At 44.1% G+C, this 12,171-nt stretch carries 13 protein-coding genes; 4 read left to right on the top strand and 9 right to left on the bottom strand.

The window, feature by feature from the left end:
• The first annotated feature begins 35 nt into the window (after nucleotides 1–35).
• From ABLT31_RS01090 to ABLT31_RS01080, 3 genes are all read left to right on the top strand, one after another.
• A complete protein-coding gene (locus ABLT31_RS01090; protein ID WP_367747749.1) occupies nucleotides 36–1,760 on the top strand; it encodes a PucR family transcriptional regulator in 1,725 nt (574 codons plus the stop codon).
• 221 nt (nucleotides 1,761–1,981) lie between these two features.
• On the top strand, nucleotides 1,982–3,511 hold the full coding sequence (locus tag ABLT31_RS01085; RefSeq protein WP_367747746.1) for a BCCT family transporter: 1,530 nt from the start codon (nucleotides 1,982–1,984) through the stop codon (nucleotides 3,509–3,511).
• 160 nt (nucleotides 3,512–3,671) lie between these two features.
• On the top strand, nucleotides 3,672–4,583 hold the full coding sequence (locus tag ABLT31_RS01080) for a DMT family transporter (protein WP_367747743.1): 912 nt from the start codon (nucleotides 3,672–3,674) through the stop codon (nucleotides 4,581–4,583).
• A 139-nt stretch (nucleotides 4,584–4,722) separates the two neighbouring features.
• Here the strand turns inward: ABLT31_RS01080 and ABLT31_RS01075 are convergent, their stop codons facing one another.
• Complete coding sequence (locus tag ABLT31_RS01075) at nucleotides 4,723–5,022, bottom strand: hypothetical protein (protein ID WP_367747741.1); 300 nt, start codon at nucleotides 5,020–5,022, stop codon at nucleotides 4,723–4,725.
• A 187-nt stretch (nucleotides 5,023–5,209) separates the two neighbouring features.
• Between ABLT31_RS01075 and ABLT31_RS01070 the strand changes: the two genes are divergently transcribed.
• A complete protein-coding gene (locus tag ABLT31_RS01070) occupies nucleotides 5,210–5,569 on the top strand; it encodes a response regulator (RefSeq protein ID WP_367747739.1) in 360 nt (119 codons plus the stop codon).
• Between the two features lie 56 nt (nucleotides 5,570–5,625).
• Here the strand turns inward: ABLT31_RS01070 and rnjA are convergent, their stop codons facing one another.
• The 8 genes from rnjA to ABLT31_RS01030 form a co-directional block, all read right to left on the bottom strand.
• On the bottom strand, nucleotides 5,626–7,290 hold the full coding sequence (rnjA, locus tag ABLT31_RS01065; protein WP_367747736.1) for a ribonuclease J1: 1,665 nt from the start codon (nucleotides 7,288–7,290) through the stop codon (nucleotides 5,626–5,628).
• A 142-nt stretch (nucleotides 7,291–7,432) separates the two neighbouring features.
• Nucleotides 7,433–7,993 carry a competence protein ComK gene (locus ABLT31_RS01060; protein WP_367747734.1) on the bottom strand — a complete coding sequence of 187 codons (561 nt, stop codon included), beginning with the start codon at nucleotides 7,991–7,993 and terminating at the stop codon, nucleotides 7,433–7,435.
• Between the two features lie 361 nt (nucleotides 7,994–8,354).
• A complete protein-coding gene (locus ABLT31_RS01055; RefSeq protein WP_367747731.1) occupies nucleotides 8,355–8,879 on the bottom strand; it encodes a hypothetical protein in 525 nt (174 codons plus the stop codon).
• Between the two features lie 171 nt (nucleotides 8,880–9,050).
• Nucleotides 9,051–9,836 carry an undecaprenyl-diphosphate phosphatase gene (locus ABLT31_RS01050; protein ID WP_367747729.1) on the bottom strand — a complete coding sequence of 262 codons (786 nt, stop codon included), beginning with the start codon at nucleotides 9,834–9,836 and terminating at the stop codon, nucleotides 9,051–9,053.
• Nucleotides 9,837–9,930: 94 nt separating this feature from the next.
• Nucleotides 9,931–10,140 (bottom strand): hypothetical protein, encoded by a 210-nt coding sequence (locus tag ABLT31_RS01045; RefSeq protein WP_367747726.1) that lies wholly within the window; start codon nucleotides 10,138–10,140, stop codon nucleotides 9,931–9,933.
• Nucleotides 10,141–10,289: 149 nt separating this feature from the next.
• Entirely contained in the window at nucleotides 10,290–10,526 is a 237-nt protein-coding gene (locus tag ABLT31_RS01040; protein ID WP_367747723.1) for a hypothetical protein, read from the bottom strand.
• Between the two features lie 70 nt (nucleotides 10,527–10,596).
• Nucleotides 10,597–11,088: a CDP-diacylglycerol--serine O-phosphatidyltransferase gene (gene pssA / locus ABLT31_RS01035; protein WP_367747721.1), complete on the bottom strand. Its 492-nt coding sequence runs from the start codon at nucleotides 11,086–11,088 to the stop codon at nucleotides 10,597–10,599.
• A gap of 28 nt (nucleotides 11,089–11,116) precedes the next feature.
• A complete protein-coding gene (locus ABLT31_RS01030) occupies nucleotides 11,117–12,082 on the bottom strand; it encodes a VanW family protein (protein WP_367747718.1) in 966 nt (321 codons plus the stop codon).
• Nucleotides 12,083–12,171: the final 89 nt, after the last annotated feature.

Here is a 12,171-nt window from a genome sequence, read left to right as displayed (position 1 = left end):
ATATATTGAACATTGAACAAAACTGGGGGGCACTCATGCTGTTTACTTTAAAAGACGTAATGGACATTGAAGTCATGAACCTTGCCGAGCTATTAACTGCCTGCGATACCATCGATCATCGGCCGGTCGAATCCATATCCGTTATCGAGATGCCCGTCGAGAATTTCGTTCGTAAAAACGAATTTGTTTTAACGACAGCCATCGGCTGTAACCATGACAAAAAGGTCTTTAAAAAATTCGTGCAAGATGTGATAGAATCCGAAGCTGCGGCCATGGCCATTGCGACCGGCCGACACGTGCTCGAGATTCCTGAGGAAATCATCTCCTTTGCTGAGGAGCATCAGTTTCCCTTGATCGAAATTCCCTGGGAGGTTCGCTTCGCTGATGTTACACATGAGGTTCTCAGCAAGCTGAATCATTGGAAGCGGTCTACCCTTGAACGATCGGAAGAGCTTCAAAAGAACTTGCTTAATCTATTCCTTCGCGGGTCCTCCTTATCAGAAGCCGCAGAGGCTATCCGGGAAGAAATCGATGTTCCGGTATTGATTACGGATAAAAACGGAACTATCAAAGGACAAAGCCAAAATGCCAAGGAATTGGCAGCACGATCCCTGTCTTACTTTCAACAGGAGATACGAAGCGAACTATGGAACTCTTTCCATTCTGAGCGCGAGGAGTCCGAGGATACTTGGTTCAAGCAATTGGACGAGTCCATCGTCAGGCTCACGATTAAATCTGCAAATAAAACACATGGTTATTTAATTCTTAAGCTTTCTCCTGGGGCTTCTTTGGAAGTGTTTTATGCCAGTGGTGAAGAATATGTCCTAGAGCACGCGCTTACCGCAGCCGCCTTATGGTTTCAGCGAGAAAATGCGATCCAGGAAACCGAGCTGAGACTAAGGGACGATTTTGTCTGGAGCCTGGCCAAAGGTGAAATTGATTCCTGGGATACCGTACTATCTCGGGCAAAATCTCTAGACTACAATGTCAACTGTCCCTATGTATGTATTTTAGGCGCACCGGAGAATGTAGAAACGGTATACAAAAAAATCCTAAACACCCAAAGTTCCTATGATCAATGGCTCCAAACCATCATACGCTCTTTAGAAGAACAATTCGCCAAAGCCGCAAAATCCATCCATCGGGAGACCATGATAACCTATCATCAGGATCGGTTCATTATCTTTCTGGAAGTGCCATTGGAACAGGTCAATTCTACCGTTAAGGACTTTTTGGATCGGGTAGATCACCGAATCCAGGACGTTCTTCCCGACCTGGTCTTATCCTGGGGAATTGGAGAAAATCATGCCGGCATCAAAACCTTTCAAGAAAGCTTTAACGATGCCCGTGTCGCCTTAGAGATTGGGACTCGGCAAAAAGGTCCGGGGCAGCGCAGTACCTATGCTAATACAGGCATCTACCGGGCCCTGCTCAGTTTATCCAGCAATCCAGATATGCAAGAATTGACGTTGTCTGCTATCGGATCGCTCATTGACTATGACCAGCAGCGAGGACTCGACTTAGCCAATACGCTGATTGCCTATATACGCAATCAAGGCAATGTCAGCCAAACCTCTCGGGCGTTAAGCCTGCACAGGCAATCCCTTCTCTACCGGCTGCGAAAAATTGAATCGCTTACAGGACGTTCATTAGAAGATCCTGAAGATCTTTTTTTGCTCGATTTGAGCATGAAACTGTGGATGAATGGAATGATGATTAATAAAAATACAGCCGAAGAATTAATCCCCGCTGATAGATAGCGGGGATTAGTTTTTTTACCGTGAAGGAAAGTTTAGTTCACTAAAGCATTAAAGTAAACAAAACTTTCCTGGAGGCATGAAAAGCTTCTACTAAAGATGGATACTACAACCTCGAGAAGGCTTCGATAGAAGATTTTTTTATAAATTTTATATTATTTAAATACAAATGAATTTTATCTGTTATAATGGTTGTACATCAAGATATACATGGAGGCTATTTTATGAACCAGTGTGTTGAATCATCGTTGACGTATCAAACGGTTAGTTCAAGGTATTCACGGCTAGGAACTGTATTTTGGCTCTCCCTAATCATTCTGAGCCTTTTTGTACTTTGGGGAGTGTTATCTCCAGAAAACCTTGCCAATCAAGCAAAATCACTTTTCAATTACACGACTTACACATTCGGTTGGTTTTATCTTCTAGCTACCGTCTTCTTCATGGGCTTCTCCTTGTATCTGGCCTTAAGCCGTTATGGAAAAATCAAACTGGGCAAGGACAGTGATCAGCCGGAATATTCCTATTTCAGTTGGATCGGCATGCTATTCAGCGCTGGCTTTGGAGTGGGTCTTGTCTTTTGGGGAGTGGCCGAACCCATGAACCATTTTTTCGAACCTATTCCGGGAGTCGAGCCCCAAACTCCACAAGCCGCAAGGATGGCCATGAATTATGCCATGTTCCATTGGGGGATCCATCAATGGGCCGTGTTTACAGTCGTAGGACTAGCATTAGCTTACTTCCAATTCCGAAAAAACTATACCGGGCTAATCAGTTCAGCTTTTCAGCCGCTTCTTGGTAAGCGTTCTCAAGGTTACTTGGGCATCTCTATTGACATCTTGTCGGTGATTTCTACAGTCATGGGCGTAGCGACTTCGCTAGGAATGGGGATCCTTCAGATTAGCGGAGGGCTGAACCATGTATTCGGCATACCGAATACATCTTTTTTTCAATTGGGAATCATTATCATTATTTTATTCATGTACCTTTTATCTGCAACAACGGGCTTAAAGCGGGGAATCAAAATTCTTAGCAATCTCAATTTAGGAATGACATTTATTCTTATGCTGTTTGTTTTACTCCTCGGACCGTCCGTATTTATCCTCAATAGTTTTACTGTGGGTCTAGGAGACTATATCAGCCATTTCACGATGATGAGCTTTAACTTGTCGCCTTATGACGGAAATACGTGGACAATGGATTGGACGGTCCTATATTGGGCCTGGGCTATTTCATGGGCTCCCTTCGTTGGAGCGTTCATCGCACGGATCTCCAAAGGAAGAACGATTAGGGAATTCGTATTCGGGGCCATGTTCGTCCCCCCACTTGTCGCTATCGTTTGGATGTCCGTTTTCGGGGGAACTGCCCTGCATATGGAACTGTACCGCGATCTTCCGATTGCTGAATTCGTACACCAAGATATGACATCCGCTTTTTTTGTAATGCTGGATCATTTACCATTAGGCTTTTGGCTATCTGTGTTTTCTCTGATTCTTATCCTGACTTTTCTTGTTACATCTGCAGATTCAGCGACCTTTGTACTTGGCATCATGACCTCGAAGGGCGATCTCAACCCCCATACTAGCGTTAAAATGATCTGGGGGATCCTGATTGCCGCTATCGCTGCGGTCCTATTAACCAGCAGTGGCCTGAGCGGCCTTCAAACCGCCTCTCTTATTGCCGCCCTGCCTTTTACTATGATTGTGGTGCTCATGTGCTTTAGTCTCCTCGTTACATTGAATAAGGAAAAGTTTTGAGGAGGGCTTTGCCCCTCCTCTTTTTTGTCTTTGTCCCTCTTTATCTAGTCAATTTATCTAGAATTTCACCTGAAGATTCTTACACTTTAGCGAATAGTTAAACGTTCTATACAATGGTAGCATTTGTATTAAAAATGAGAGGGGAATCTAAAGTGCTGCCATGAGTAAAGGTTGGGCATGGATCCTGTTGATATTATGCAATCTCTTTTGGGCTGGGAATTATATCGTTGGAAAGTTAATGGTGATCAGCGTTTCGCCATTCTGGATTACACTTCTTCGTTGGAGCATCGCTCTGCTCTTCTTGATCCCATTAGCTTATTTCTTTGAGAAGCCAAATTGGACTCAAATAACAAAGTATTGGCTGTCGCTGGCCCTTATGGGGGCACTAGGAGTTGTAGGTTTTACTCTCATTTGTTACGCAGCACTGGAATACACCACACCAACGAATGCAGCTTTTGTGGAAGCACTAATCCCCGCCATGGTCGTCGTTTTCTCTGTTTTATTTTTACAAGAAAAAATCTCTTTCTCCCAGATCATAGGATTTGTCCTTTCCTGTTTGGGGGTAATCATCCTTCTGACAAAGGGAGACTTGGAACAAGTCATACGAATGGAGTTTAACAAAGGGGATCTTATGATGCTGGCGGCTGTTTTAGCTTGGGTCTTTTACTCGATTATTGGAAAAAAAGTAGAGGTCCCTCCTATGACGACAACAGCCGTATCTTCCTCATTGGGTGTGATCCTGTTACTCCCTTTCGCTTTTTTTCAAGAAGGAAGCGGCATGGAGTGGAACTTCCTGACGATAGCCGGAATCTTATATATGGCCTTTTTCGCTTCCGTCGCTTCTTATTTATTTTGGAATGTATCCGTGCGGATCATTGGCCCAAGCCAGTCCAGTGTATTTTTGAATCTCGTTCCCATCTTTACGGTTCTTATGAGCCTTGCACTTGGAGACACCATTACCCGCTCACAGATAGCAGGAGGAGTATTTGTTCTGACCGGTGTATACCTAACGACCGGAATGCTAGATCATGCTATTCAAGAAAGAGTCAAAGCAAGGCTATTGAAAGAGTAGAATCAACAGCAAAGCCCCTGGCTCACCAGTGACGGGCCTAGGGGCTTTGCTGCTATTGGGGGATAGTAATGGTCAATAGTCTTTATTGACATACTGCTAGAGAACCAGCTTTTAGAAGAACGGTGGCTGTGTTCTTACCTTATTTTAATACCTTTGCTATAACTTCTCTTTCAGCGGTTTCTTTGTTGCTTAAGATATAATGTCCCTCAGGCAAACCCTTTTCCTTCAGTTCATCGCCTGACCGCAAGGAGAACCGATCGTTTCTTGAGGCAACGGGGATAAACCCTCCCACGGGACTTTTTGTCATGCACGGATTATCTGATTCAATGACAAGGTATAGATTATTTTTCTCTAATTCTTCAAGCAAGGTAATCCATTGCTGTTCAGTTAGTCCCATACTTCTCTTCTGCAGGATGGAGCCCATCTGGATGGATTGCATGGTTATTCTCTCCCTAGTTTTTCTTTGTCTGTACATAATTTCGAGGCACTTTTTAACGAGATTTATGAAGTTGATTTTAAGCTCGTAAAAAAGAGATGTCAACCCATAAATTTTCCTTCATTCTTTTTAAAAGTATTGATATGATAAAAAGGGTATTTTCTTGGGATTGAAAAAAGGGGGCCTAACTATGGCAAAAGCTCTGATAGTAGATGATGCTTTATTCATGCGCACGATGCTTAAGAGGATATTGGAGGAAAATGGGCATACTGCTGTAGGCGAAGCGTCTACGGGAGATGAAGCTGTTCAAAAATATAAGCTGCTCACCCCTGACTTTGTAACGATGGACATTACCATGCCTGATATGAATGGGATTCAGGCAGTTAAGGAAATTATCTCATTCGCTCCGGATGCAAAGATAATCATGTGTTCGGCAATGGGCCAGCAAGGGATGGTCCTTGACGCCATTAAGTCGGGTGCAAAAGATTTCATTGTGAAGCCATTTCAGGCGGACCGAGTCCTGGAAGCCATTCAACGAGTTATTGGATAAAAAAAACCGGGTAATTTCCCGGTTTTTTTCTTTATTCGGTGATAGGAATAACTCTTTTAAACCTCCATAATCACCGGTAAAATCATTGGTTTCCGCTGCGTCTTCTCGTAGAAATAAGGCTCAAGCACATCAATCACCTTTGATTTAAGCTGGGACCATTCCTTGACATTGCGCTCGGTTAGCCTTTGAAGAGATTGCTGAACTAAACGAGTCGCTTCATTTAGCATCTCTTCTGATTCGCGCACATAAACAAAACCGCGTGTCACCAAATCTGGACCACTTACGATTTTCCATTGCTCCTTGTTGATCGTTACAACGACAACAATCAGCCCATCCTCCGATAGCTTCCTGCGGTCACGCAAGACGATGTTGCCAATATCACCAACGCCCTTGCCATCGATTAATATCATCCCGGACGGCAGCTTAGCTGCTTTAGAGGCCACTCCATCCATGAACTCCACAGGATCTCCGTTATCCAGGATAAAGATGTTGCTGCTGGGGATCCCAGTTTCTTCAGCCAGCTTCTTATGCATCATGAGCATCCGATACTCCCCATGGATGGGGATAAAGTATTTCGGTCTAATGAGATTCAGCATAAGCTTTAATTCTTCTTGACTGCCGTGACCTGATACGTGGAATCCGGAAACCGAACCAAAAACAACTTCAGCTCCCGCCCGCATCAAGAGGTCAATGGTCCTGCCCACGAAACGGGCATTTCCGGGAATCGGCTGTGCCGCAATAATCACGGTATCCCCAGGATAAATCTTAACCATCCGATGTGATCCGGTAGCGATTCGAGTGAGGGCAGCCATTGGCTCTCCTTGGCTTCCCGTACACACGATAACTACTTTATCGGCGGAGAACCGGTCGATCTCATTCACATCAATCAACATGCCCTTAGGAATATTCAGGTAGCCTAACTCCGCACCGATCCTAAAAACATTTTCCATGCTTCTGCCTATTACAGCAATTTTCCTGCTGTATAACTCCGCCGCCTCAATGACCTGCTGAAGTCGATACACGTTAGAAGCAAAGGTAGCAAAAATAATTCTGCCATCCGACTTATGAAAGACCTCTTTAATCGTTTCGCCTACGGTCCGCTCTGAAAGGGTATGGCCAGGACGTTCACTGTTCGTACTATCTGACAGAAGGCATAGCACCCCTTTTTCCCCTAAAGCAGCCATCTTGGCCAGATCTGCTTTCTCGCCTACAGGCGTATAATCAAACTTAAAATCCCCCGTATGAACTACAATTCCTTCAGGGGTATCAATTGCGATTCCGACAGCATCCGGGATACTGTGATTAACCCGGAAAAATGACGCAGTCAGCTGACCAAGCTGAAGAATGGTGGAGTCGCTAATCTCGTTAATTTTAACCCGATTAATGAGCCCATGCTCCTGCAGCTTTACTTTGGCTAGGCCTAGTGTCAATTTCGTACCGTATAGCGGCACATCCAGCTCCTTCAGAACAAAAGGCAAAGCGCCAATGTGATCTTCATGGCCATGGGTCAGCAGTATCCCTCGAATCCTATCCTTATTTTCTGCCAGATAGGAAACATCCGGGATGACCAAATCAATCCCTAACATCTCTTCCTCAGGAAATTTTAGCCCTGAATCAATGACTATAATATCATCCATATATTCAACTACATACATGTTTTTTCCGATTTCGCCCAATCCGCCTAAGGCGAAAACACGTAACGGACTGCGTTTGCTCTTCATAGGTTCACTCCTTTTAATGCCGACACTCTTAATCTTCTCCATTTAACGCAAAATATGAAGGAGAAGTCCAATGATAAAACGATTTAATCACAAATCAAATCAAAAAGCAAAAAATGCCTTCTCTTCCTGAACATCCCTTAGATCAAGGGGATGGATAGTTCCGAATGGATTCAGCTATCCGGAGAAGCTGAACTTGAAGTTCTGCAGGGGTAAAAGATAAGGCTTGTCCGGATAAAGAGGGGCGCTGTTCATGAGGGGACGCCAATGGAGTATGCTGAAAGCAAAACTCAATATAATAAGAATCTCGAATTTGCTGCTGGACAAAATGATTCGTATAGGGGACCATGATCTTGTGTTGGCTAGAAAAGATGATTTCGCTGTGATTCCGCTTGAGTTTGCATGGACGAACATGTTCGATCCTTCGATGGACCGCCCATAAAAAACCCCGGGTAGGCAACTCCTCCCGACACCCGCTTCTCAAAGGAAATAGGACCAACTGAGGGGCTAATGGAATGGGCACTAGCTGCTTCTTGTGAATTCTTTCTTGCACATACTGCTGCAAAGAAGGCAAATCCAGAAAAAACAAGCCAAACAGCTGCTTAATGAACCTATGGGTCGTATAAGGAAGAATTTTCTCCTCATCCATCAAAATCAACCTGGCCATTTCTCCTCTACCTTTGATAAGAACGGGTTCTGCTGCCATACCCTTCTGAATAAAGTCGCTTGCAAGCTGAGTGAATTCTTCGGAATAAGCTTCTCGCTTCTTGATCAGAAAGCATCTCTCCTTTACTTTTTATTTCATTAATACAGGAACATTTTAGCAAAACGAGTCTGAAAAATCCAGGAGAAAACTTGGCTTGCGCCAGTTCCCTACCTTGACATCAAGGGGTAAACCCTCAGTTCTGATAAAATTAAATTTTATCAGAACTGACCCGCAGGGTTGATGTCAAGGTAGGGAAAGCAACAAGTTTTCCTCTTGCTGTCCAAATGATTAAGCGAAGCTATAATTCTGACAGTAAAAACAAAAAAAAACAGCTTTCATCTAGAAAACTGTTTCCCCTCACTTAATCCCAAAGCTCAAATTCTTCGCCAGCAACCAGATTCCCCTGGTGGCATTTAGGGCACGCTAAACCTTTATCCATGGCTTCCTCGGATATTTTTACAACAAGCTGATTGCAGAACACGCATTGCGGATCATCACCCAGCAGGCTTGACCATGAATCGCCTGAGAGCTGAAACATCTGCTTTATGGGGTTCCCGCTTGTTCGAATCCTCCCCTTGTCCCCTGCATAGACTTCCTTTTCCTTTTTCTGCTGGATATCTAACAGCTCAAAGGTTTTCTTGCAGGTGTAGCAGACGCAAGCATCATATTGGTAAGTCGTTTCCTTCTCCTTAAAAGCAAGTCCATTAAGGATTTTCTTGTATTTCGACAAGCGGCTCGGATGCATAAGCAAATCGATTTCCTGAGAATAGGTATAAATATATTTTTTTATGACCTCTTGGATAGAGTCTTGGCTTCCCTGATGGAGCATGAGGATCCCTGTATCATAATCACAGCACTTACATACGAAATTCATCCCGATACCCATGATTTCCTCCTTTTGTCCTGCCTCTGGACTTCTGGATGGCGAAGTTATCTCGAAGCTTTTGTTTTGGGGACATTCTTTACCCTTTATTCAATTCTACAGGTGCTTGATAATTCCTATAAAAATGTTTCAACAATATATGACGAAAGTTGACAATTCGACAAGATTCTTCATTTACCATTTTCCTGTAAGCTGTAAGAGAAGAACGACGGCGCCCACCCCCCAAACATAGATGGCGAAGATTTTTAACGAGCCCTGTCCTAAAATTCTCAGCATCCAACGCACAGCAATGTATCCGGCTATCGCCGCAGCGAACGTTCCGATTAAGAGCGGAAAGAGTCCTATGGTTTCGGAGGGATGCTCCACCAGCTTTTTCCCTTGCAGTAAACAAGCCCCAAAGATCGCCGGAAGGGAAAGCAAAAAGGAAAAACGAGCGGCAGCTTCTTTCTCAATTCCCCGGAGCAAAGAGCCTGCAATTGTCAGGCCTGACCTAGAAATCGCCGGCAAGATAGCCGCCCCTTGCAAAGTACCTATAAAAACGGCATCTCTCATGCTTATTTGATCAAAGGACTTATATCCTTTATTTTTTATTCGGTCAGCCCACCAAAGAATAGCTCCTGTAACCAAAAATTCCACACCAATAGTAGAGCCTGTCTTGGAAATTTCCTCAAAATAGTCTTCAAAGGACAAACCAATGATGGCGGTCGGAATCGTGCCCGCTAGGAGGAGCAAGCCCAAACGACTAAATGGCCTTCTTATCAGCTTCAAAATATCATCCCAAAACACAGCTACAACCGCGATCAGTGTACCGAAGTGGAGCAGTGTATCCAAAAGCAGCCCTGCTTCCGACATCCCTAAGTATTTTCTGCCTAATACAAGATGCCCCGTACTGCTGATCGGGAGAAATTCAGTAAACCCTTGTATCATCCCCAGCAATAATGACTTCCAGAACTCCTCCATTCTTGTCCTCCCATAGTTTGTCTTATTCTATGATCTATGTTCCGGGAAGGACATTTATGCTACACAAACAAAAAAAGGAGGGAACCCCTCCTTGCTATGCAATATATAAAATAGCCTTATGATCAATGCGATACAGGTCTTCAATTGTAGAAACCGTATAAAGTTTCTTCAGCAATTCATTTCTGCACAAGGCTGACCGAAGAAAGCACCGTGTGAACTGCCCATCCAAATCAACCATCGCTTCAAAATATTCTCCTTTGCCATCCATCTTCTTTTTCAGGGAAAGCACGGAAATGCGTCCCATAGGAATATACCATCCTTTCCGAATGATACGGGTTTTATTAAATTGCTCTATATACAGTTTGTGCCAAGATAAGCAGTTTATTCACGCGAAAAAAAAGAAGATGCCCTGTAAACGGGCATCCCTTTGCTATCTATAAGACTTTTCTATTTTCATCCTGCAAGCAGAGCTTCAATTTGCTCTAAAGCTGCAGCTCTCTCTTCTTCTGTAATCCGCTTCTCCAATTTCTTTAGAGCGTGGAACATTTCATTCAGTTGGGCCTGTTCCCACTTTTGGATATCAAGTGCCGATTGAATCCCTTTAACCATTTCTTCTTCCAATTGTTCCTTAACAGCCTCTAATTTCTCCAACACGTCTTCGGATGGATGATCCTTCATGCAAACTCCCATGCTCTGTCCCCCCTCAGCTTTAATAATTCTATTATCACTGAAACGCATCAACACGTCCATACCGTGTTAGCTATAACTTCATGATGCGAATGGGGCTGACCATCAAGATCGATAGCAGGATAGTGATGTAAGGATTGGCATACAGAAGCAATCCCATAAAGCTCATCACTAGCCCCGCAAACGTAATAGGAATTCCCATAAAATAGCCCACGGTTGGATTCGCATTGAACCGCGCTAGCCGCAGGGCACCCATCGTTGGATAAAGGATGAAGGCAATGGGATTAATCCAGCTTGGTTCAGCCAAGGTGTGAAAAAGCAAGGCGGGGGCAACGCCAAAGCTTACCACATCCGCAAGGGAGTCCAATTCCACTCCGACTTGATTATTAATCTTCAGCTTGCGTGCAATGCGTCCATCGAACAGATCCAAAAAAGCGGCTAGGAAGATAAGCAGGCTCGCAATCCGCTGAAATCCGTTCATAGTAAAAGTGATAGAGAATACGCCACATAATAAATTACCGAGAGAAAACAGGTTGGGTATGGATCGTACGATATAGGACAGCATTTTATCCCCTCCAATCTATATCACAAGGCTACTGGCTGTGGGTTTCCCTCGGAAGTCGCTTAGGGGCTTCAGGGACATTGCGAAGCTCGGCTTCCAGGGAACGACTGGAATGGATGGTTACCACATTCACGCCATGGTCAGCATAACATTTAATCATGATAGGATGGTCATAGTCATTTCGGAATGCAAAATCCGGACCATACCAACTCACCGTTGCATCTCTTCCAGGTGGAACGTAGCCCACTTGTTTGCTATGGGAATATCTTTTCAAAATGGTAAGTCCTGCTTTATCTACTGCATTAAACAGCGTGGAGGACACTTGGCAGATTCCCCCTCCCACTCCCTCCGAAAGCTCTCCCCTTACAATAACTGGAGCCCGCTTGTATCCTTTGTCAACCGTTCTTTTTCCTACCACTTTATTAAAAGAAAAAACCTCCCCAGGAAGAAGAATGTAATGATGAATGGCAGATGAGGCTAAACGAATATTATGTGTCCGATTGGAATTTCTGGCATTGTAGTATGTTGCAAAGCTTGAGATTTGGCGTTCCATGGCAAGCTTTAGCTGCTGTGTTGTTATCCTCGGCGGCTTAAAAGCAATCGGCAGCATAGCTGAAGTTTCGTTGGGAGAATAAAGCAATTTCTGGAGGACGGCAACAAACTGCTTGCGATCTAAACCTATCCCGCTTTGGTGTTCGACCACTCTGCCTAATTGATCAATATAGGCGCTTTGCTCCTCCACCCCGATCTGGGCATCGATTCTATCAGCTATTTTCATCAATAAAACAGGGTTTAGTAAAGGGACGTTTACTTCGGGTATCAATAATTTCGAAAGCGAAAAAGTAAAGTCCTGGTCAAGATAACGGAGTACAACCTTATCTCCCACATCTGCTCTCACGCCCGTTATATCCTGAATATTTACCTGACTGGCATAAGCGGAAGGGGTGAGGCTAAGGAAACTACATAAAGCAACGATTCCCAATTTATGCATGAGCATCAGGGAACAACTCCCTTCGAAACATTTGAACCTTTTTCCCTATTGTTTCTTAGGCAACCGTTTCTCATCCATATGGCAAAAGAATAACG

The organism is Ammoniphilus soli (genome assembly GCF_040813775.1).
This window is presented reverse-complemented; position numbering and strand designations above follow the sequence as displayed.